Raw genomic sequence first — 21782 nt, forward strand, 5'->3', positions numbered from 1 at the left:
CCCCGGCGGCGCGGTCAGCGCAGCGGCGCGACCGGGCCGCCCGGCCGCCGCAGCCGCCCCTCGACGACCGTGTCGACGACCGCCGCGACCTCGTCCTCGCCCAGCGCCCGGTACCCGTCCGCCGTGACGACCGACACCGACGGGTAGAGGCGGCGCGCGCGGTCCGGGCCGCCGGTCGCCGAGTCGTCGTCGGCGGCGTCGTACAGCGCCTCGACCGCGACGCGCGTCGCGTCCTCCAGCGACAGGTCGGGCCGGTACAGCTTCTTCAGCGAGCCCTCCGCGTACGGCGAGCCGGACCCGTCCGCGTGGAAGCCGTGCGCCTCCTGCGGCGCGCCGGTGATGTCGTAGGTGTAGATGCGGCCGGTGCCCGCCCGGAGATCGAACCCGGCGAACAGCGGCACGACCGCGAGCCCCTGCAGCGCCTGCGCGAGGTTGGCCTGGATCACCGCGCCCAGCCGCCGCGCCTTGCCCGGCAGGGACAGCGGGACGGTCTCCATCTTCTCGTAGTGCTCCAGCTCGACCTGGAACAGCCGGACCATCTCCAGCGCCAGCCCCACCGTGCCCGCGAACGCCACGGCCGAGTGCTCGTCGGCGCGCTGCACCTTGTCCAGCCGCCGGTAGGCGATGACGTTGCCCTGCGTGGCGCGGCGGTCGCCCGCCATCAGCACCCCGCCGGGGTAGGTGAGGGCCAGGACGGTCGTGCCGTGCGGCAGCGACACCAGCTCCTCGCGCGGCAGCCGGTTGACGGGCAGCAGCTCGGGCGCGCTGCGGCGCAGGAAGTCCACGAAGGACGGCGGGGCCGCCTCGAACAGCTCGGGGGAAAGCCCCTGGTCGTCGGCCCACCCGGTCACGGTGACTCCTTCGTCGCGGATACGGTCCTCGTCCGATCCTCGCACGGCCCGCGCGGGCCCGCCAACCGCGGCGCTCAGCCGCCCGGCGCGTCCCCGGAGCCGCCGTCGCGGGCGCGCCCGGCGAGCGTCGCGCCCGCCGACGCGGCGATGACGCAGCCGATGGCGACCCACTGCTTGACGTCCAGCACCTCGCCGAGCAGCAGCACGCCGATCAGCGCCGCGACGGCGGGTTCCAGGCTCATCAGCACGCCGAACACGCGCGGCGGGACGCGCCGCAGCGCCTCCATCTCCAGCGTGTACGGGATCACCGACGACAGCAGCCCCACGCCGAGCCCGAACAGCAGCAGCCGCCAGTCCAGCAGCGCCGTCCCGCCCGCCGCCACCCCGGACGGGACCGCGACGGCCGCCGCGACGAGACTGGCCAGCGCGAGACCCGTCGACCCGGAGAACCGCCGCCCGGTCGCGGCGCTGAGCAGGATGTACGCCGCCCAGCCCACGCCCGCGAGCAGCGCGAACGCCACGCCGAGCAGATCCAGGTGCTCCCCGCCGCCGCGCGCCAGCAGCAGCACGCCCGCCGCCGCGAGCAGCGCGAACGCGAAGTCCCTGGCGCGCCGCGACGCCAGGACGGCTACCGCGAGCGGCCCGACGAACTCGATCGTCACCGCGACGCCCAGCGGGATGCGGGAGAACGCCTGGTAGATGCACGTGTTCATCGCGCACAGCGACAGCCCGAACCCGGCCGCGACCGCGAGGCTGCGCGGCGAGTGGTCGGCCAGGGCCGTCCGCAGCGGCCGCCGCGCGAGCACGCCGAGCACGATCGCGGACGTCAGCAGCCGCAGGAACACCACCGCGCTCGGCGGCAGCCGGTCGAACAGGTGCTTGGCCAGCCCCGCGCCGACCTGCACCGACAGGATGCCCAGCAGGATGAGCGCGGGCGGCGGGACGGCTCCCGCGGCCAGCAGGCGGGGCAGCGCGCGGCCCCGGCGCGGCAGCCCGCCCGCGCCCAGCGAGCCCGGCGCGTCAGCGAGCGCCATCGGTCACTCCCACCGGAAGAAGCGGGCGGCGAGCGCGAGCCCGGCGACCGCCCACACCGCGAGGACGAGCAGCGGCCCGCCGGGGAACGCCGCGCCGTCCTGCAGGACGCGGCGCAGCCCGTCCGCGAGCGCGGAGATCGGCAGCAGCTCCAGCGCGGACCGCACCCCGCCCGGGAACCGGTCCAGCGGGAACACCACGCCGCCGACCGCGAGCAGCAGCACGTACACCAGGTTCGCGGCGGCCAGCGTCGCCTCGGCGCGCAGCGTCCCGGCCATGAGCAGCCCGAACCCGCTGAACGCGGCCGTCCCGAGCAGCAGCAGGAGCAGCGCCGAGACCGGGTCGCCGTGCGGGTGCCAGCCCATCGCGAACGCGACCGCGCCGATCACGACGGCCTGCAGCGCCTCCACCAGCACGACCGTCAGCGTCTTGGCGGCGATCAGCCCGGCGCGCGGCAGCGGCGTCGCGCCGAGCCGCTTCAGGACGCCGTAGCGCCGCTCGAACCCGGTGCCGATGGCCTGCCCGGTGAACGCCGTGGACATCACCGCCAGCGCGAGGACGCCCGGCGCGAGGAACCCGACGCGCGGGCCCGGCCCGAGGTCGAGCAGGGACGTGCCGCCGAACAGCAGGAGCAGCACGACCGGGATGATCAGCGTGAGCAGGAGCTGCTCGCCGTTGCGCAGCGTCCCGCGCACCTCGTAGGCGGTCTGGGCGAGGACCATCCGGGAGGTGCGGGCCGCGCCGGGCGCGGGCGCCAGGTCGAGCGCCGCGGGGGCGGCGGCGGGGGCGGTCACGCGCGCAGCTCCCGTCCGGTGAGTTCGAGGAAGACGTCCTCCAGCGTGCGGCGCTCGATGCGCAGATCGTCGGTGCGGACGTCGTGCGAGGCGCACCAGGCGGTGACGGTGGCGAGCAGGCCGGGCCCGAGGTCGCCCTCGACGAGGTAGTGCCCGGCGGGCGACTCCTTGGCGGCGCTGCCCGGCGGCAGCGCGGTCAGCAGCTCGTCCAGCGCGAGGCCGGGCCGGGCGCGGAACCGGAGCTGGCGCTCGGCGCCGGTCAGCTCGGCGGGCGTGCCCGCCGCGACGACGCGGCCCCGGTCGATCACCACGACCCGGTCGGCGAGGCGCTCGGCCTCCTCCATGTGGTGGGTCGTCAGCAGCACCGACACCCCGGCCGACCGCAGCTCCTCCACCAGCTCCCACGTCGCGTGCCGGGCCTGCGGGTCCAGGCCGGTGGTCGGCTCGTCGAGGAACACCAGCTCGGGCCGCCCGACGACGGCGACGGCCAGCGAGAGCCGCCGCTGCTGCCCGCCCGACAGCCGCCGGAACGGCGTCCGGGCCTGCTCGGTGAGGCCGAGCCGCGCCAGCAGCGCGGCCGGGTCCAGGGGACGGGTGTGGAACGCGGCGACGAGCCGCAGGAACTCCCCGGCCCGCGCGGTGCCCGGCACCCCGCCGGACTGCGGCATCACGCCGACGCGCGGCTTGAGCGCGCGGGCGTCGGCCGCCGGGTCGAGGCCGAGGACCCGGACGCGGCCCGCGTCGGCGCGGCGGAAGCCCTCGCAGATCTCGATCGTGGTGGTCTTGCCCGCGCCGTTCGGGCCGAGCAGCGCGGTGAGCGCGCCGCGCTCGGCGCGCAGCGACAGCCCGTCGACCGCGGCGGCCGACCCGTAGCGCTTGACCAGCCCGTCCAGGACGAGGGCGGCCTCGGCGCCGGCGTCGGCGCTGTCCAAGGGGGGTGCCATGCAGACGAGTCTAGGTCGGGGCCGCGCCAGCTCCGTGCGGGGTGCCCCCCGGCGCGCTCGGGCGCGGGTAAAGGCTCGGGAACGGTCCGCCCCCGGTCCGTCCCGCCCCCGGCCGGGGCCGGGACGGGCGTGGCAGCGTGGCCGCATGGCCGCCCAGCTCCGCGCGCTGCGCTCGCGCATCCGCTCCGTCAAGTCCACCGCGAAGATCACCCGCGCCCAGGAGCTGATCGCCGCCGCGCGCATCTCCGGCGCGCAGCAGCGGCTCGCGGCCGCCAAGCCGTACGCCGACCAGGTGACGCGCGCCGTGTCGGCGCTGATCTCCCACCACGTCGGCATCCGGCACCCGCTGCTGGACGAGCGGCCGGACGCGCGCCGCGCCGCCGTCCTGATCATGACGAGCGACCGGGGCTTCTGCGGCGCGTACAACCAGCACGCGCTGAAAGAGGGCGGGGCCGTCGCGCGGATGCTCCGCGAGCGGGGGAGCGAGCCGCGCTTCTACCTGACGGGCCAGAAGGCCATCGAGAACTTCCGCTTCAACGAGCGCGAGGCCGAGGCGGTGTGGGGCGGGATCTCCGGCCAGCCGCCGTTCGAGGCGGCGGCCGACATCGGCGGACGGCTGCTGGACGCGTTCACGCGCCCGGCGGACGAGGGCGGCGTCGGCGAGGTCCACGTCGTCTACACCGAGTTCGTGTCGATGCTCTCCCAGCGCGTCGCGGTCCGCCGCATCCTGCCGCTGGAGATCCGCGAGGCGGCGGCGGGCGAGGCCGCGGGCGCGCCGCCGTCCTACGAGTTCGAGCCGATCCCGGAACTGGTGCTGGACGGCCTGCTGCGCCAGTACGTCAACGGCCGGATCTGGCGGATGCTGCTGGACTCGGCGGCGTCGGAGTGGGCCGCGCGGCGCTCGGCGATGATGTCGGCGACCGACAACGCCAACGAGTTGGTGCAGCGCCTGACGCGGGAGGCAAACGAGGCCCGCCAGGACGAGATCACGATGGAGCTGACCGAGATCGTCGCGGGCGCGAACGCGCTGACGTCCGCGCCGGAGTGACGCGGCGGCCGCCCCGGTTTTCGGTCAGAAGCCTCGGGGTATTTCCCACCGTGCTCAATTGGTCGCGCAGAGTGGTCGCGCGCTGGTGACTCCGCCGGGGGGACGCATGGGAGAGCCGGGGACGCCGCCCCGGGGGAGCGGCGGGGCGGTCCCGCCGCGACCGCCCGCCGACGACGCCGTTCCGGCCGCCGCCGATCCCGCGGGCGGGCGGCTCGGGCTCCCGCAGGCCACCGCGCTGCTGGTCGGCAACGTCGTCGGCGCCGGGATCTTCCTGCTCCCCGCCTCGCTCGCCGCGATCGGCACGATCAGCCTCGGCGTCCTGGTCGTCGCGACCGCCGGGGCGCTCGCGCTCGCCCTGGTCTTCGGCCGCCTCGGCGCGCGCATCCCGGCGGCGGGCGGCCCGTACGCCTACACCCGCGACGCGTTCGGCGAGTTCGCCGGGTTCTGGTCGGCCTGGTCGTTCTGGCTGACGGCCTGGGGCGGCAACGCCGGGGTCGCCGTCGCCTGGATCGGCTACGTCGAGTACTTCACCGGCCACCACGGCGCGTTCTGCAGCATCGCGATCGGCCTCGCCGGGATCTGGACGCCCGCCCTGGCGAACCTCGCGGGTGCCCGGACCGTCGGCCGGGTCCAGCTCGCCACGGCCGCCGTGACGTTCGCGCCGCTGCTGCTGGTCGTCCTCGCCGGGCCGTTCTCGCTCTCCCCGGCCGGGCTCGGCCCGTTCACGGCGGGCGGCGGGTCGGCGTGGGACGCGGCGTGGCTCGCCGCCGGCCTCATCCTCTTCCTGTTCTCCGGGATGGAGAGCGCGACGATCCTCGGCGGGCGGCTCGCGGACCCCGCACGCGACATCGGCCGCGCCAGCGTGCTCGGCGTCGCGCTGTGCGGCGGGCTGTACCTGCTCGCGACCGCCGCCGTGTTTGGAACGGTCCCGCACGACCGGCTCGTCCACTCCGGCGCGCCCTTCGCCGACGCCATCGAGGCGATGTTCGGCGGCGGCGCGGGCGGCGCGGTCTTCGGCCCGCTCGTCGCGGGCTGCGCCGCGCTGTCGGCGATCGGCGGGATGAACGGCTGGACGATGCTCGTCGGCGAGATGCCGCTGGCCGCCGCCCGCGACGGCCTGTTCCCCGCCGCGTTCGGCCGGGTGACGCGGCGCGGCGTCCCCGTCGCCGGAATCCTCACCGGCTCCGTCCTGACCTCGCTGCTGCTGCTGTTCGCCTACGCCTCGAAGAACGCGTTCAACACGATCCTGCTGTTCGCGTCCTTCACCGCCGCCGTCCCGTACTTCTTCTCCGCGTCCGCGCAGCTCTTCTGGTACGTGGCGGGCGGGCGCGGGGCGGGCGGCCGCCGGGTGCGCGGGCGCCGGGTCGCGGTGGACCTCGTCCCGGCCGTCGCGGCGCTGCTGTTCGCGTTCGCGATGGTCTACGGGTCGGGGGAGCGGGCCGTGCTGCTCGGCGTCCTCGCGCTGCTGGCGGGCGTGCCCGTCTACATCTGGACCAAGGCGCGGCGCGGCGAGTACGGGCCGGCCGACCACGGGCCCGCCGACCACGGGCCCGCCGACCACGGGCCGACCGAACGCCCCGAACTGCCGGTGTCCCCGGCGTCCTGACCCGCCCGGCGGCGCCCGCCGCCGGCGATCCGCCACGGGAGGTGGCCGCGATGCCGTTCCACGTCGACTCCGAGGTCGGCCGACTGCGGCAGGTGCTGCTGCACCGGCCGGAGCTGTCGCTGAAGCGGCTGACGCCGTCCAACGCCGGGGACCTGCTGTTCGACGACGTGCTGTGGGTGCGGCGCGCCGAGGAGGAGCACGCGGAGTTCGAGGAGGTCCTGCGCGCCCGCGGCGTCCGCGTCCTCCTGCTGGCGGACCTGCTGCGCGAGACCGTCGAGATCCCCGACGCGCGCAAGCACGTCCTCGACCACGCCGTCGACCCGCGCGCGTTCGGTCCGCTGGCGGTGGACACCGTCCGCAACGCGCTCGACGCGATGAGCCCCGCCGAGCTGACGTCGTTCCTCATCGGCGGCATCACCAAGCGCGAGCTGCTGGAGCGCGCCCCTGCCCCGGCGTCGGTGGCGTTCGCGGCGCTCGGCCCGGACGCGTTCCTGCTGCAGCCGCTGCCGAACCACCTGTTCACCCGCGACACGTCCTGCTGGATCTACGACGGCGTCTCGATCAACGCGATGCGCAAGAAGGCCCGGTCCCGCGAGACCGTCCACATGGAGGCGATCTACCGCTGGCACCCGCTGTTCGCCGACGGGTACGGGCGGCCGGACGCGCCGGACGGCTTCCACGTCTGGACCGAGGGCACCGCGGCGGCCCCCGCGACGATCGAGGGCGGCGACGTCCTGGTCATCGGCGACGGCGCGGTCCTGGTCGGCATGAGCGAGCGGACGCGCCCGCAGGCCGTCGAGATGCTGGCGCGGTCGCTGTTCGCCGGGGGCGCGTGCGACCGGATCGTGGCGCTGCGGATGCCGGAGAAGCGGGCGTTCATGCATCTGGACACCGTCATGACGATGGTCGACCACGGCGTCTTCACCCGGTACGCGGGGATGGGCGACCTGCCGTCCTTCACCGTCCGGCCGGGCGACACGGCCAAGGAGCTGCGGATCACCGAGCACCCGGCGGCGGAGATGCGGCGCGTCATCGCGGCGGCGCTGGAGCTGGACCGGATCACGATCCTCACCGCCGAGCAGGACGTGTTCTCCGCCGAGCGCGAGCAGTGGGACGACGGCTCCAACGTCCTGGCCGTCGAACCCGGCGTCGTCATCGCCTACGAGCGCAACACCACGACCAACGCGCACCTGGAGCGGCACGGCGTCGAGGTCCTGACGATCCGGGGCAGCGAGCTCGGCCGCGGCCGGGGCGGCCCGCGCTGCATGAGCTGCCCGCTGGAACGGGACGCGTGACGGGACCGGCCGCGGGGCACGTGACAGGCGAGCGGGAGAACGGAGCGCACGACATGGCATTCAATCTGCGGGGCCGCAGCTACCTGCGGGAGCTGGACCTCACGCCGAAGGAGTTCCTGTTCCTCGTCGACCTCGCCGCCGACCTCAAGGCCGCCAAGTACGCGGGCACCGAGCGGCCCCGGCTGACCGGCAAGAACATCGCGCTGATCTTCGAGAAGACCTCGACGCGGACCCGCTGCTCGTTCGAGGTCGCCGCGCACGACCAGGGCGCGCACGTCACGTACCTGGACCCGAGCGGGTCGCAGATCGGGCACAAGGAGTCGATGAAGGACAGCGCGCGCGTCCTCGGCCGCCTCTACGACGCGATCGAGTACCGGGGGTCGCGGCAGGCGTACGCCGAGGAGCTGGCGCGGTACTCCGGCGTCCCGGTCTGGAACGGCCTCACCGACGACTGGCATCCGACCCAGATGCTCGCCGACATCCTCACGATGCGCGAGCACTCCGACAAGCCGCTGGACAAGGTCACCTACGCCTACCTCGGGGACGCCCGGAACAACATGGGTCACTCCTACGTCGCGGCGGGCGCGCTCTGCGGGATGGACGTCCGGATCGTCGCGCCCCGCGAACTGTGGCCGGACGAGGACACGGTCCTCAAACCCGCCCGCGAGGTCGCGGCGCGGACCGGCGCGGACATCGTCCTCACCGAGGACGTGGCGGCGGGCGTGCGCGGCGCGGACTTCGTCCTCACCGACGTCTGGGTGTCGATGGGCGAGCCCGCCGAGGTGTGGGACGACCGCGTCCGGATGCTCAAGCCGTACCAGGTCAACGCCGACGTCCTGCGCGCCACCGGCAACCCGGACGTGAAGTTCATGCACTGCCTCCCGGCCTTCCACGACCGGCACACCGTCGTCGGCGAGGACATCTACCGCCGGACGGGCCTGGACGCGCTGGAGGTCACCGACGAGGTGTTCGAGTCGGACGCCTCGATCGTCTTCGACGAGGCCGAGAACCGCATGCACACGATCAAGGCCGTCATGGTCGCGACGCTGGCCTGAGAGGGGGACCGGATGCGCATCGTCGCCGCCCTCGGGGGCAACGCGCTCATGCGGCGCGGGGACAGGCCCGACGCGGACCTGCAGCGCACGAACGTCATGTCCGCCGTCCGGTCGCTCGCGCCGCTCGCCGAACGGCACGAGCTGATCATCACGCACGGGAACGGCCCGCAGGTCGGGGTGCTGGCGCTGGAGAGCGTCCTGGACCCGAACCTGACGCGGCCGTACCCGCTCGACACGATCGGCGCCGAGACGCAGGGCATGATCGGCTACTGGATCCTCCAGGCGCTGCAGAACGCGCTCCCCGGCCGCCAGGTCATCGCGATGATCAACCAGACGCTGGTGTCGGCGGTCGACCCGGCGTTCGACGACCCCGCCAAGTTCGTCGGCCAGGTGTACTCGCAGGAGGAGGCGAACAAGCTCGCCCGCGAGTACGGCTGGACGGTCAAGCCGGACGGCGACCACTGGCGGCGCGTCGTCCCCTCGCCGAAACCGGTGCGGGTCGTGGAGACCCGGCTGATCCGCGAGCTGGTGCGCGGCGGCACCGTCGTGGTCTGCGCGGGCGGCGGGGGCGTCCCGGTGTTCCGCAACGACGTGGGCCAGCTCGAGGGCGTCGAGGCGGTGATCGACAAGGACCTGACGGCGGCCGTCCTCGCGGAGATGCTGGAGGCCGACGCGTTCCTGATCCTCACCGACGTCCCGCGCGTCATGCGCCGGTTCGGGACGCCCGAGCAGGACGAGATCAAGCACACCACGCCCCACGAGCTGCGCTCGCAGGACTTCCCGGCCGGGTCGATGGGCCCGAAGGTCGAGGCCGCCGCCGGGTTCGTCGAGCGCACCGGCGACATGGCGGCGATCGGCCGCCTCGACCAGTGCGTCCACATCCTCGAGGGCACGGCGGGCACGATCGTCACCCCGAACGCCACCTGGCCGCTGACCAGCACGCTCTAGACCCGACGTCCCCCGGCGTCCACCCCCGTCGACCGACCCCTCCGCCGTCCGGCGGGGGACCGCACGAACGGGAAGGGGGACGCCGTTGAACGCAGGCGCGCACCCGCTGCTGCACAGCCTCCTGCGGACCAAACCGGTCGGCGACATCGTCAAGGAGGGCGGCGAGGGCGAGGGCGGCGAGCTGAAGCGCTCGATGAGCCTGCTCCAGCTCACGCTGTTCAGCGTCGGCGCGACGCTCGGCACCGGCATCTTCGTCGTGCTCGGCGAGGCGGTGCCGCTCGCCGGGCCGGCCGTCGTGCTGTCCTTCCTGCTCGCCGCGTTCACCGCGATGTTCTCCGCGCTGTCGTACGCGGAGCTGGCCGGGACGATCCCGGTCTCCGGCTCGTCCTACTCCTACGCCTACGCCACCCTCGGCGAGCTGATCGCCTGGGTGAGCGGCTGGTGCCTGCTGCTGGAGTACGCGGTGTCGGTGTCGGCGGTCGCGGTCGGCTGGGGCCAGTACCTCAACGACCTGTTCGACCAGGCGTTCGGCTTCACGCTCCCGGCGGCGATCAGCAGCCCGCCGGGCGACGGCGGCGTCGTCAACATCCCCGCCGTCGTGATCGTGCTGCTCGCGACGTTCCTGCTGCTGCGCGGGACGTCCGAGAGCGCCGTCGCGAACACGATCATGGTCCTGCTGAAGATCGGCATCCTGCTGTTCTTCTGCGCGGTGGCGTTCACCGCGTTCCAGAGCAAGAACACCCAGCCGTTCGCGCCGATGGGCTTCGCCGGGCTCAGCGCCGCCGGATCGAAGGTGTTCTTCTCCTACATCGGCTTCGACGCCGCCTCCACCGCCGGCGAGGAGGCCCGCAACCCGCGCCGGGACCTGCCGCTGGCCATCGTGTTCTCGCTCGCGATCGTCACGACCGTGTACGTGCTCGTCGCGCTCGCCGCCGTCGGGGCCATGCCGCTCGGGGAGTTCGACGCCGAGGGCAGCGAGGCGTCGCTGTCCACCGTGCTCGAACGCGCCACCGGGCAGTCGTGGCCGTCGATCATCCTGTCCCTCGGCGCGGTCATCGCCATCGCCAGCGTCGTCCTGACCGTCATGTACGGGCAGACCCGCATCCTGTTCGCGATGTCGCGCGACGGGCTCGTCCCGCCGATCTTCCAGCGGGTGAACCCGCGCACCCAGGTCCCGCTGGCCAACACGCTGATCGTCGCGGCGTTCATCTCCGTGCTCGGCGCGGCCGTCCCGCTCGGCCAGCTCACCGACGCCACCAGCATCGGCACGCTGTTCGCGTTCGCGATGGTCAACGTCGGCGTCATCGTGCTGCGCCGCACGAAACCGGACATGCCGCGCAGCTTCCACACGCCGCTGTTCCCCGTCACGCCGCTGCTCGGCGTCGGGTTCTGCGTCTACCTCATGGTCAAGCTGAGCGGCGTCACCTGGGGCGTGTTCGCGCTCTGGACGCTCGGCGGCCTGCTCGCCTACTTCCTCTACGGCCGCCGGCACTCCCGGCTCGCCCGCGATCCCGGAGGGACGTCATGACCGAACCGCGCGTCCTGGTCGGCTACGCGCCCGACGACCGGGGCGACGACGCGCTCGCCCTCGCCGTCCGGTACGCCCGCGCGACCGGCGCGGCGCTGACCGCCGCCCACGTCCGCCCGCCCGGCTGGCCCGCGCGCGGCCCCGCGTCCGTGGACGCCGAGTGGACGTCCTACCTGCGCGAGCAGTCCACCGCCGTCCTCGACCGCGCCGCCGAACGGCTCGCCGGGACGGGCCTGGAGCGGTCCGCCGCCTACGTCTCCCACGCCCACCGGGGCAGTGGCCGCGGCCTCGCCGAGGTCGCCCGCGACGCCGGCGCGGGCACGATCGTGATCGGCTCCGCCCCGCGCGGCCGGCGCGGCCGGATCGCCATCGGCAGCACCGCCGACCAGCTCCTGCACGGCGCGCCCGCGCCCGTCCTGCTGGCCCCGCGCGGCTACGCCGAGGACCCGCCGGACGCGCTGACCCGGCTCACCGTCGCCTACCGGCGCGGGCGCGGGACGCGCGGCCCGCTCGCTGCCGCCGCCCGGCTCGGCGCGGACCTCGGCGTGCCCGTCCGGCTGGTGTCGCTGGTGCTGCACCCGGCGGGGCTGCCCGCGCGGTTCCGGGGCGGGTCGGCCGACGTCGTCGCCCGGCAGCGCGCCGAGGCCGAGCAGGATCTGGAGAGCGCGGCCGAGGCGGTGCGCGCCGACCTCGCCGCCGGGCCGACCGCCGTGCCGGTGGAGACGGTCGCGGCGGACGGCGCCGGAATCCCGGCGGCCCTCGGCTCCGTCCCGATGGAGCCGGGTGAGATCCTGGCGTGCCAGTCGAGCCACGACGGGCCCCTCCGGAAGGTGTTCCTGGGCGAAAGTTCCGGAAAAATCGTTCGGGCGGCCTGCTGCCCGGTCGTGGTCCTGCCGCGCGGGACGACCGCCGAATGACGCGGCGTGGAAGCCTTTTCGCCTACTTAGGTAAGGCTTGCCTGCGTGAGGGACGACATCGGAGATCCGTTGGTGGGCGGGAAGTAATTACGGCACACTGATGTTGTGAAAAACGTGAGCGAGGAACCGACCACCGCCGGAGCCGCCGACGCGCGGCCCGCCGGCGCGCCGTCGGGCGCCGGGCAGGGCGAGCGCGACACGCGCGCCCGGGTCGCCCGGCTCATCCTCGAGCACGGGCCCGTCACGGCGTCCGCGCTGGGGGACCTGGTGGGCCTCACGCCCGCCGCCGTCCGCCGCCACCTGGACGCCCTGCTCGCCGAGGGCATGATCGAGGTCCGCCGCGCCCGGCCGCAGCCGCGGCGCGGCCGCGGCCGCCCGGCCAAGTGGTTCGCCATCACCGAGTCCGGCCGCAGCGCCTTCGTCCACGCCTACGACGACCTGGCCACCAGCGCGCTGCGCTTCCTCGCCGAGACGGCGGGCGAGCGCGCGGTCGCGGAGTTCGCGCGGCGGCAGATCGCCGAACTGGAGCGCAGGCACCGCCCCGCGGTGCAGGCCGCCCCGCCCCACCAGCGGGTCCGTAGACTGGCCGAGGCCCTGTCCGGCGACGGCTACGCCGCCGCCGCGGGCAAGGCCCCGCCGCCCGGGGGCGGCGAGCAGCTCTGCCAGCACCACTGCCCGGTCGCGCACGTCGCGGCCGAGTTCCCCCAGCTCTGCGAGGCCGAGACCGAGGCGTTCAGCCGGATGCTCGGCACGCCCGTGCAGCGGCTCGCGACCATCGCCCACGGCGACGGCATCTGCACGACCCACGTCAGCCCGCGCTCCCTGTGCCAGGGGGAGCGGACGGACGTGCCGACCACTGACGACGAGGAGTCCGGGAGGACCTCCCTATGACTACGGCTGCCCACCCTGAGCTGGAAGGGCTCGACCGGTACAAGTTCGGCTGGGCCGACACCGACACCGCCGGCGCGTCCGCCCGGCGCGGCCTGAACGAGGACGTCGTCCGCGACATCTCGGCCAAGAAGGGCGAGCCGGACTGGATGCTCGACCTGCGCCTCAAGGGCCTGCGGCTCTTCGACAAGAAGCCCATGCCCTCCTGGGGATCGGACCTGTCGGAGATCGACTTCGACAACATCAAGTACTTCGTCCGCTCGACCGAGAAGCAGGCCGCCTCCTGGGAGGAACTGCCCGCCGACATCAAGAACACCTACGACAAGCTCGGCATCCCCGAGGCGGAGAAGCAGCGCCTCGTCGCCGGGGTCGCGGCGCAGTACGAGTCCGAGGTCGTCTACCACAAGATCCGCGAGGACCTTGAGGAGAAGGGCGTCATCTTCGTCGACACCGACACCGGCCTGCGCGAGCACCCGGAGATCTTCCAGGAGTACTTCGGCACGGTCATCCCGGTCGGCGACAACAAGTTCGCGGCGCTGAACACGGCCGTGTGGTCGGGCGGGTCGTTCATCTACGTCCCGCCGGGCGTCCACGTCGAGATCCCGCTCCAGGCCTACTTTCGGATCAACACCGAGAACATGGGCCAGTTCGAGCGGACGCTGATCATCGCCGACGAGGGCTCCTACGTCCACTACGTCGAGGGCTGCACCGCCCCGATCTACAAGTCGGACTCGCTGCACTCGGCCGTCGTCGAGATCGTCGTGAAGAAGGACGCGCGCGTCCGCTACACCACGATCCAGAACTGGTCGAACAACGTCTACAACCTCGTGACCAAGCGCGCCGTCGCCTACGAGGGCGCGACGATGGAGTGGGTCGACGGCAACATCGGCTCCAAGGTCACGATGAAGTACCCGGCCGTCTACCTGCTCGGCGAGCACGCCAAGGGCGAGACGCTGTCGATCGCGTTCGCGGGCGAGGGCCAGCACCAGGACGCGGGCGCCAAGATGGTCCACGCCGCGCCGCACACCTCCAGCAGCGTGGTGTCCAAGTCCGTCGCGCGCGGCGGCGGCCGGACGTCCTACCGGGGCCTGGTGCAGATCCAGGAGGGCGCCGAGCACAGCAAGGCCACGGTCAAGTGCGACGCGCTGCTGGTCGACCAGATCAGCCGGTCCGACACCTACCCCTACGTCGACGTCCGCGAGGACGACGCCGAGATGGGCCACGAGGCGACCGTCTCCAAGGTCTCCGAGGACCAGCTCTTCTACCTGATGAGCCGCGGCCTCAGCGAGGACGAGGCGATGGCGATGATCGTGCGCGGGTTCGTCGAGCCGATCGCGCGCGAGCTGCCGATGGAGTACGCCCTGGAGCTGAACCGGCTCATCGAGCTGCAGATGGAAGGAGCCGTCGGCTGATGGGGCTCGACGAGCGGCCTCTCTCGACCCTGCACGAGAAGGCCTCCTACGACGTCGCCGACTTCGAGGTGCCGACGGGCCGCGAGGAGGAGTGGCGGTTCACCCCGCTGCGCCGCCTGCGCGGCCTGCACAACGGCACCGCCGAGGGCGACGGCAAGGTCATCGCGGACGTCGAGGCGGCGCCCGGCGTGACCGTCGAGACGGTCGGCCGCGACGACCCGCGGCTCGGCCGGGCGTTCGTGCCCGCCGACCGGGTCAGCGCCCAGGCGTGGGCGTCGTTCGCGCAGGCCACCGTCGTCACCGTCCCCAAGGAGACCGAGGTCGCCGAGCCGACCGTCCTGCGGTTCCGGGGCGAGGACGCGGGGGCGGCGGCCTACGGGCACACCACCGTGGTCGTGGAGCCGTTCGCGCGCGCCACCGTGGTGCTCGCGCACCGCGGCCGCGCGACGTACGCCGACAACGTCGAGTTCGTCGTCGGCGACGGCGCGGCGCTGTCGGTGATCAGCCTCCAGGACTGGGACGACGACGCCGTCCACGTCTCGCACCAGCACGCCCGGCTCGGCCGGGACGCCCGCTTCGTGTCGCACAACGTGACGCTCGGCGGCGACCTGGTCCGCCTCTCCCCGTCGGTGGTCTACGACGCGCCCGGCGGCGACGCCGAACTGTACGGCGTCTACTTCGTGGACGGCGGCCAGCACCTGGAGCACCGCCTGTTCGTCGACCACGACCGGCCGCACTGCCGCAGCCGCGTCGACTACCGGGGAGCGCTCCAGGACGCCGACGCGCACGCGGTGTGGATCGGGGACGTCATCATCCGCGCCGAGGCCGAGGGCACCGACACCTACGAGCTGAACCGCAACCTGGTCCTCACCGACGGCACCCGCGTCGACTCGGTCCCCAACCTGGAGATCCTGACCGGCGAGGTCGTCGGCGCGGGCCACGCCTCGGCGTCCGGCCGCCTCGACGACGAGCACCTGTTCTACCTCCAGGCGCGCGGCATCAGCCTCGACGAGGCCCGCCGCATGGTGGTCCGCGGGTTCCTCGGGCAGCTCGTCGAGCGCATCGAGGTGCCCGAGGTGCGCGAGAAGGTGCGGGAAGCGATCGAGGCGGAGCTGGACCGATGACGTACGAGAAGGTGTGCGCGCTGACCGACGTGCCCGCCGACGGCGCCCTCGGCGTCGAGGTGGGCGACACCCCCGTCGCGCTGGTGCGCGCGGGCGGCGAGGTGTTCGCGCTCAACGACATCTGCTCGCACGCCGAGGTCTCCCTGTCCGAGGGCGAGGTCGAGGGCGGCACGATCGAGTGCTGGCTCCACGGGTCGTGCTTCGACCTGCGCACCGGCAAGCCCACCAACCCGCCGGCGACCCAGCCGGTGGCCACCTACCGGGTGAAGGTCGAGGACGGCGACGTCTACGTCTCGCTCGGCTCCGACGACTGACACACGAGAGAGCACACAACAGTTATGGCCACGCTTGAGATCCGCGACCTCCACGTCTCCGTCGGCGACGGCGCCGAAGGAGCCAAGGAGATCCTGCGCGGGGTCGACCTGACCGTCCGGGCCGGCGAGACCCACGCGATCATGGGGCCGAACGGCTCCGGGAAGTCCACGCTCGCCTACGCGATCGCCGGGCACCCGAAGTACACGGTCACCTCCGGCAGCGTCACGCTGGACGGCGAGGACGTCCTGGCGATGAGCGTGGACGAGCGCGCCCGCGCGGGCCTGTTCCTCGCCATGCAGTACCCGGTGGAGGTCCCCGGCGTCTCGGTGTCGAACTTCCTGCGCTCCGCCGTCACCGCCGTCCGCGGCGAGGCCCCGAAGCTGCGCGACTTCGCCAAGGAGATGAAGGGCGCGATGGACGCGCTGTCCATCGACCCGGCGTTCGCCCAGCGCAGCCTGAACGAGGGCTTCTCCGGCGGCGAGAAGAAGCGCCACGAGATCCTGCAGCTCGAGATGCTGAAGCCGAAGGTCGCGGTCCTCGACGAGACCGACTCCGGCCTGGACGTCGACGCGCTCAAGGTCGTCTCCGAGGGCGTCAACCGGTTCGGCTCCGGCGGCGACACCGGCGTCCTGCTCATCACCCACTACACCCGCATCCTGCGCTACGTGAAGCCGGACTTCGTCCACGTCTTCGCGGCCGGGCGGGTCGTGGCGGCGGGCGGCCCCGAGCTGGCCGAGGAGCTGGAGAACGAGGGCTACGAGAAGTACGTGAAGGCGGGCGCGTCCTCATGACCGAGACCGTGGACAGCACGCGGGGCGCCGGGCTGCTCCCGGCGGAGCTGAAGAAGGACTTCCCCCTCCTGCAGCGCACCGTCCGGGGCGGCCGTCCCCTGGTCTACCTGGACTCGGGCGCGACGGCGCAGAAGCCCGCCGCCGTGCTCGACGCCGAGCGGGAGTTCTACGAGCGGCACAACGCGGCCGTCCACCGGGGCGCGCACCTGCTCGCCGAGGAGGCGACCGACGCGTTCGAGGGCGCGCGCGCCACGATCGCGACGTTCGTCGGCGCGGTCCCCGGCGAGATCGTGTTCACCAAGAACGCGACGGAGGCGCTGAACCTCGTCGCGTACTCGATGAGCAACGCCGCCATGGCCGGGCCGGAGGCCGCGCGGTTCCGGCTCGGGCCGGGCGACGAGATCGTCGTCACCGAGATGGAGCACCACGCCAACCTCGTCCCCTGGCAGCAGCTCTGCCTGCGGACCGGGGCGACGCTGCGGTGGTTCGGGCTCACCGACGACGGCCGCCTCGACCTGTCGAACGCGGACGAGCTGATCAACGAGCGGACGCGGCTGGTCGCGCTCACGCACCAGTCCAACGTGCTCGGCACCGTCACGCCCGTCGAGGAGATCGCGGCCCGCGCCCACGCGGTCGGCGCGCTCGTCGCGGTGGACGCCGCCCAGTCCGTCCCGCACATGCCGGTGGACGTCACCGCGCTCGGCGCGGACTTCATCGCCTTCTCCGGGCACAAGATGCTCGGCCCGACCGGCGTCGGCGTCCTGTGGGGCCGCCGGGAGCTGCTGGAGGCGATGCCGCCGTTCATCACCGGCGGGTCGATGATCGAGGTCGTCCGGATGGACGCCACGACGTTCCTGCCGCCGCCGCAGCGGTTCGAGGCCGGGTCGCCGAACGTGGCGCAGGTCGTCGGGCTCGGCGCGGCGTGCGACTACCTGTCGGAGCTCGGCATGGACCGCGTCCACGCGCACGAGGAGATCCTGCTCGGGTACGCGCTGGAGCGGCTGGGCGAGATCCCCGGCGTGCGGCTCGTCGGGCCGGGCACGGTGGAGTCCCGGGGCGGCGCGGTGTCGTTCACGGTCGACGGCATCCACCCGCACGACGTCGGGCAGGTGCTGGACGAGCTGGGCGTCGAGGTCCGCGTCGGGCAGCACTGCGCGGCCCCGATCTGCCGCCGCTACGGCATCCCGGCCACGACCCGCGCGAGCCTGTACGTCTACAACACGCTGGCCGACGTGGACGCCCTGGCCGACGGGGTCCGGCACGCGCAGAAGTTCTTCGGAACGGCCTGATGCGGTCGGGGGAGGGAAACCATGCAGCTTGAGGCGATGTACCAGGAGGTCATCCTCGACCACTACCGCAACCCCCAGAACAAGGGGCTGCGGGAGCCGTTCGAGGGCGAGGCGCACCACGTCAACCCGACGTGCGGCGACGAGGCGACCGTCCGCGTTCACCTGACCGGCGAGGGGCCGGACGCGATCGTCGCGGACGTGTCCTACGACGCGATGGGCTGTTCGATCAGCCAGGCCAGCATGTCGGTGCTGACGGACCTCCTGATCGGCAAGTCCGTCAAGGAGGCGCTGGAGATCAACGACGCCTTCCTGGAGCTGATGCAGTCCCAGGGGAAGGCCGAGCCGGACGAGGACGTCCTGGAGGACGCCGTCGCCTTCGCCGGGGTGTCGAAGTACCCCGCCCGCATCAAGTGCGCCCTGCTGGGTTGGATGACCTGGAAGGACGCGACCGCCCGCGCCCTGGGAGAGACATCATGACCGACGACACCGCGGCCGAGGCCGCGCCCGCCGCCGCCCCCGCCGGGGACGCCGTTCCCGAGGCGGAGGTGCTGGAGGCGCTGAAGGACGTCGTCGACCCCGAGCTCGGTATCAACGTCGTCGACCTCGGTTTGGTCTACGGCATCGACCTGACCGACGGGGTCGCGACGCTGGACATGACGCTGACCAGCGCGGCCTGCCCGCTGACCGACGTCATCGAGGACCAGGCGCACAGCGCGCTGGAGGACCTGGTCTCCGACGTCAAGATCAACTGGGTCTGGCTGCCGCCGTGGGGCCCCGACAAGATCAGCGACGACGGGCGCGACCAGCTCCGCGCCCTCGGCTTCAACGTCTGACCCGCACGGCGAAGGCCGCGCTCCCGACCGGGGTCGCGGCCTTCCGCGTGGTCAGAAGGAGCGGCCGGCGATCATGGCGGAGATCGCGTAGGTGACGCCCGCCAGGAGCGCCAGCCAGGCGAACGGCGCGGTGTCCGCGCCGCGCAGCGCTTGGACGACGAGCGCCGCGACGACGCCCGCCGTCAGCACGTCGCCGGTCATCGCGGCGGCGCGCAGGTGCGCGCGGGCCCGGTGGCCGCTGCCGAACGCCTCGCTGATCGGCAGCGCGGGCTCGTGCCGCCGGTAGCCGAGGTGCGCGGCGTAGCCCGCGAGCGCGCCGAGCGCGACCAGGCCCGTCGCGGCGCGCCCGTCCGCCGCCAGGACGGCCGCCACCACCGCCCCGGCGGCCAGGACGAGACCGGGGACCAGCCAGCGGCTGAGGTTGCGGCTGCGGCGTTCGGGCGCGATCCACATGCCCGATATCTTCCCCGATCGCGGCGCGCGCGGCAGGTCAACGCGCCGAGCGCCCGGCCGCGGATGTCAGCGGGCGATCACCCGGAACGGGGTGCCGAACGGGTCGCGGACGTCGGCGGCGCGGCCGTAGGGCGAGTCCCAGGGCTCGCCGGTGACGCCGCCCGCGTCGCGCGCGATCCGGACCGCCTCGTCGGCGTCCTCGACCCCGAAGTAGGTCAGCCAGGATGTCGCGGGCGCGTCGGGCATGCCGTGGATGCCGCCGATGACGTGGCCGTCCGGCCGCTCCAGCGTCGTGTAGTCGATCCCGGCGTCCGCGGGCATCTCGCGGGCCGTCTGGTCGAAGAGCTCGGTGTAGAACGCGCGGGCGGTGCCGGGCTCGGCGGTGACCAGCTCGTTCCAGACCAGCGAGCCCGGCTCGTCGACGATCCGCGCGCCGACGTGCTCGCGGCCCTCCCACAGCCCGAACCGGCCGCCCGCCGGGTCGCGCAGCGCCGCCGCGCGGCCCTGCCCGGCGACGTCGTCGGCGGGGACGAGCACCGTGCCGCCCGCCGCCTCGGCCCGGCGGACCGACGCGTCGCAGTCGTCGGTGGCGAAGTAGACCTTCCACGCGGGCTCGCCCGCGCTCGCCGCCTCGAACGGCGGCATGATCGCGGCGGCGTCCAGTCCGTCGCGGCGGCACATCGTGTAGTGGCCGGTCTCGGGGCCGTAGTCGACGAACTCCCAGCCGAACAGCGCGCCGTAGAACTGCTTGGCGCGGGTCGGGTCGGGGACGGTGAGGTCGAGCCAGGCGGGCGTCCCGGTCGGCGCTGTCGTGGTCGGACGCGTCATGGGTTCCTCCTCCTTCGAACATCTGTTCGCCTATGGTCCGGGGACGGAACGGGCCGCGGTGTCACGTACACTGATCAGATGGTTTCGCTCCCGCGCTGACAGTCCCCGAGGCGCGTCGTGGTCCCTACCCGCGGCGCGCTGTTTTGTGCCGTCTGTCCGCCGAGCCGTCCGTCCTGGGGAGCCTTGAGTCACTGTGATCATTGCCAACGACATCGAGCTGCGCGCCGGATCGCGGCTGCTGATCGAGAACGTCGCCTTCCGCGTCAACCCCGGTGACCGCGTCGGTCTCGTCGGCCGCAACGGCGCCGGCAAGACCACCCTCACCAAGGTGCTGGCGGGCGAGGCGCTGCCCGCCTCCGGGTCGGTGACCTCCTCGGGGACCATCGGCTACCTCCCGCAGGACCCCCGCGGCGTCGACCTGGCCGAGCTGGCCCGCGACCGCATCCTGTCGGCGCGCGGCCTGGACGAGGTCGTCCGCCAGCTCCGCGCCGCCGAGGAGGCGATGGCGACCGCGACGGGCGACGCGCGCGACAAGGCGGTGCGCCGGTACGGGCGGCTCGAGGACCGGCTGCACGTACTCGGCGGCTACTCCGCCGAGGCCGAGGCCGCGTCGATCGCCTCCAGCCTGGGCCTGCCCGACCGGGTGCTCGGGCAGCCGCTCGGCACGCTGTCGGGCGGCCAGCGCCGCCGCGTCGAGCTGGCGCGCATCCTGTTCTCCGACGCCGACACCCTGCTGCTGGACGAGCCGACCAACCACCTGGACGCCGACTCCATCGCCTGGCTGCGCGACTTCCTGAAGTCCCACCAGGGCGGCCTCGTGGTGATCAGCCACGACGTGGACCTGCTCGACGTCGTGGTGAACCGTGTCTTCCACCTGGACGCCAACCGCTGCGTCATCGACCTCTACAACGTCGGCTGGAAGAAGTACCTCGACCAGCGCGAGACCGACGAGCGCCGCCGCAGGCGCGAGTCGGCGAACGCGCAGCGCCAGGCGGCCACGCTGCTGTCCCAGGCCGACAAGATGCGCGCGAAGGCGACCAAGGCCAAGGCCGCGCAGCAGATGGACCGGCGCGCCCGGCAGCTCCTCGCGGGGGTCGAGGGGGAGCGGCAGGCCGACAAGGTCGCCAAGATCCGCTTCCCCGAGCCCGCGCCGTGCGGGAAGACGCCGCTCACCGCCGAGGGCCTGTCCAAGTCGTACGGCTCGCTGGAGATCTTCACCGACGTCGACCTGGCGATCGACCGGGGCAGCCGGGTCGTCGTCCTCGGCCTCAACGGCGCGGGCAAGACCACGCTGTTGCGGATGCTCGCCGGGGTGGACAAGCCCGACACCGGCACCGTCGTCGCCGGGCACGGCCTGCGCATCGGCTACTACGCGCAGGAGCACGAGACGCTGGACGTCGACCGCTCGGTGCTGGAGAACATGCAGTCGGCGGCCCCCGACCTCCCGCCCGTCGAGGTCCGCAAGATCCTCGGCTCGTTCCTGTTCTCCGGCGACGACGTGGACAAGCCCGCGGGCGTCCTGTCCGGCGGCGAGAAGACCCGGCTCGCGCTGGCGATGCTGGTGGTGTCGAGCGCGAACGTCCTGCTGCTGGACGAGCCCACCAACAACCTCGACCCGGCCAGCCGCGCGGAGATCCTCGCCGCGCTGCGGACGTTCGCCGGGGCCATCGTGCTGGTCACGCACGACGAGGGGGCGGTCGCGGCGCTGTCACCGGAAAGAGTGATTTTGCTGCCCGATGGTGTGGAAGACATCTGGAGTGACGAGTTCGCCGATCTGGTGGCGCTCGCGTGACCTGCGCGGTGACTTCCGCAGATCTTTTATCCCCGAGTG

At 73.5% G+C, this 21782-nt stretch carries 22 protein-coding genes; 16 read left to right on the forward strand and 6 right to left on the reverse strand.

Going from position 1 to position 21782, the window contains the following annotated elements; genetic code table 11:
- Window positions 1-14: 14 nt before the first annotated feature.
- From prcB to G339_RS0124795, 4 genes are all read right to left on the reverse strand, one after another.
- Window positions 15-851 (reverse strand): proteasome subunit beta, encoded by an 837-nt coding sequence (gene prcB, locus G339_RS0124780; protein WP_019633757.1) that lies wholly within the window; start codon window positions 849-851, stop codon window positions 15-17.
- 74 nt (window positions 852-925) lie between these two features.
- Window positions 926-1885, reverse strand: coding sequence for an EamA family transporter (locus G339_RS0124785; protein WP_019633758.1), 960 nt, complete (start codon window positions 1883-1885; stop codon window positions 926-928).
- Between the two features lie 3 nt (window positions 1886-1888).
- Window positions 1889-2605: an ABC transporter permease gene (locus G339_RS0124790; protein WP_084693411.1), complete on the reverse strand. Its 717-nt coding sequence runs from the start codon at window positions 2603-2605 to the stop codon at window positions 1889-1891.
- A gap of 68 nt (window positions 2606-2673) precedes the next feature.
- Window positions 2674-3621 (reverse strand): ABC transporter ATP-binding protein, encoded by a 948-nt coding sequence (locus G339_RS0124795; RefSeq protein ID WP_033324269.1) that lies wholly within the window; start codon window positions 3619-3621, stop codon window positions 2674-2676.
- A gap of 145 nt (window positions 3622-3766) precedes the next feature.
- On the opposite strand from G339_RS0124795, the gene G339_RS0124800 reads away from it, so the two are divergent.
- The 15 genes from G339_RS0124800 to G339_RS0124870 all read left to right on the forward strand — a co-directional run bounded on the left by G339_RS0124800 (window position 3767) and on the right by G339_RS0124870 (window position 18670).
- On the forward strand, window positions 3767-4669 hold the full coding sequence (locus tag G339_RS0124800) for a F0F1 ATP synthase subunit gamma (protein WP_019633761.1): 903 nt from the start codon (window positions 3767-3769) through the stop codon (window positions 4667-4669).
- A 106-nt stretch (window positions 4670-4775) separates the two neighbouring features.
- Window positions 4776-6275 carry an amino acid permease gene (locus G339_RS0124805; protein ID WP_019633762.1) on the forward strand — a complete coding sequence of 500 codons (1500 nt, stop codon included), beginning with the start codon at window positions 4776-4778 and terminating at the stop codon, window positions 6273-6275.
- Between the two features lie 50 nt (window positions 6276-6325).
- The gene (locus G339_RS0124810) at window positions 6326-7570 is read left to right on the forward strand and encodes an arginine deiminase (protein ID WP_019633763.1); all 1245 of its coding nucleotides are present in this window, start codon (window positions 6326-6328) and stop codon (window positions 7568-7570) included.
- Window positions 7571-7623: 53 nt separating this feature from the next.
- A complete protein-coding gene (gene argF / locus G339_RS0124815) occupies window positions 7624-8625 on the forward strand; it encodes an ornithine carbamoyltransferase (protein WP_019633764.1) in 1002 nt (333 codons plus the stop codon).
- A 12-nt stretch (window positions 8626-8637) separates the two neighbouring features.
- Window positions 8638-9573: a carbamate kinase gene (arcC, locus tag G339_RS0124820; protein WP_019633765.1), complete on the forward strand. Its 936-nt coding sequence runs from the start codon at window positions 8638-8640 to the stop codon at window positions 9571-9573.
- 85 nt (window positions 9574-9658) lie between these two features.
- Window positions 9659-11101 (forward strand): amino acid permease, encoded by a 1443-nt coding sequence (locus tag G339_RS0124825; RefSeq protein ID WP_019633766.1) that lies wholly within the window; start codon window positions 9659-9661, stop codon window positions 11099-11101.
- Entirely contained in the window at window positions 11098-12018 is a 921-nt protein-coding gene (locus G339_RS0124830) for a universal stress protein (protein WP_019633767.1), read from the forward strand. The genes G339_RS0124825 and G339_RS0124830 overlap by 4 nt, the downstream gene beginning before the upstream one ends.
- A gap of 114 nt (window positions 12019-12132) precedes the next feature.
- Window positions 12133-12909 (forward strand): helix-turn-helix transcriptional regulator, encoded by a 777-nt coding sequence (locus tag G339_RS0124835; RefSeq protein WP_019633768.1) that lies wholly within the window; start codon window positions 12133-12135, stop codon window positions 12907-12909.
- Window positions 12906-14318 (forward strand): Fe-S cluster assembly protein SufB, encoded by a 1413-nt coding sequence (sufB, locus tag G339_RS0124840; RefSeq protein WP_019633769.1) that lies wholly within the window; start codon window positions 12906-12908, stop codon window positions 14316-14318. Before G339_RS0124835 ends, sufB begins: the two co-directional genes overlap by 4 nt.
- Window positions 14318-15442: a Fe-S cluster assembly protein SufD gene (gene sufD, locus G339_RS0124845; protein WP_019633770.1), complete on the forward strand. Its 1125-nt coding sequence runs from the start codon at window positions 14318-14320 to the stop codon at window positions 15440-15442. Before sufB ends, sufD begins: the two co-directional genes overlap by 1 nt.
- Window positions 15439-15756 carry a bifunctional 3-phenylpropionate/cinnamic acid dioxygenase ferredoxin subunit gene (locus G339_RS0124850; protein WP_019633771.1) on the forward strand — a complete coding sequence of 106 codons (318 nt, stop codon included), beginning with the start codon at window positions 15439-15441 and terminating at the stop codon, window positions 15754-15756. Before sufD ends, G339_RS0124850 begins: the two co-directional genes overlap by 4 nt.
- Before the next feature lie 24 nt (window positions 15757-15780).
- Window positions 15781-16548, forward strand: coding sequence for a Fe-S cluster assembly ATPase SufC (sufC, locus tag G339_RS0124855; protein ID WP_019633772.1), 768 nt, complete (start codon window positions 15781-15783; stop codon window positions 16546-16548).
- Window positions 16545-17837 carry a cysteine desulfurase gene (locus G339_RS0124860; RefSeq protein ID WP_019633773.1) on the forward strand — a complete coding sequence of 431 codons (1293 nt, stop codon included), beginning with the start codon at window positions 16545-16547 and terminating at the stop codon, window positions 17835-17837. The genes sufC and G339_RS0124860 overlap by 4 nt, the downstream gene beginning before the upstream one ends.
- A 21-nt stretch (window positions 17838-17858) precedes the next feature.
- On the forward strand, window positions 17859-18314 hold the full coding sequence (gene sufU / locus G339_RS0124865; protein WP_026341749.1) for a Fe-S cluster assembly sulfur transfer protein SufU: 456 nt from the start codon (window positions 17859-17861) through the stop codon (window positions 18312-18314).
- Window positions 18311-18670 (forward strand): metal-sulfur cluster assembly factor, encoded by a 360-nt coding sequence (locus tag G339_RS0124870; RefSeq protein WP_019633775.1) that lies wholly within the window; start codon window positions 18311-18313, stop codon window positions 18668-18670. The genes sufU and G339_RS0124870 overlap by 4 nt, the downstream gene beginning before the upstream one ends.
- A 51-nt stretch (window positions 18671-18721) precedes the next feature.
- On the opposite strand, the gene G339_RS0124875 is transcribed toward G339_RS0124870, so the two are convergent.
- Together G339_RS0124875 and G339_RS0124880 are read right to left on the reverse strand one after the other, a co-directional pair.
- The gene (locus G339_RS0124875; RefSeq protein ID WP_019633776.1) at window positions 18722-19123 is read right to left on the reverse strand and encodes a hypothetical protein; all 402 of its coding nucleotides are present in this window, start codon (window positions 19121-19123) and stop codon (window positions 18722-18724) included.
- Window positions 19124-19189: 66 nt separating this feature from the next.
- Complete coding sequence (locus G339_RS0124880) at window positions 19190-19951, reverse strand: VOC family protein (protein ID WP_019633777.1); 762 nt, start codon at window positions 19949-19951, stop codon at window positions 19190-19192.
- A 193-nt stretch (window positions 19952-20144) separates the two neighbouring features.
- On the opposite strand from G339_RS0124880, the gene G339_RS0124885 reads away from it, so the two are divergent.
- Window positions 20145-21743: an ABC-F family ATP-binding cassette domain-containing protein gene (locus G339_RS0124885; protein ID WP_019633778.1), complete on the forward strand. Its 1599-nt coding sequence runs from the start codon at window positions 20145-20147 to the stop codon at window positions 21741-21743.
- Window positions 21744-21782: the final 39 nt, after the last annotated feature.

This window comes from Actinomadura atramentaria DSM 43919 (assembly GCF_000381885.1).
Classification (GTDB): Bacteria; Actinomycetota; Actinomycetes; order Streptosporangiales; family Streptosporangiaceae; genus Spirillospora; species Spirillospora atramentaria.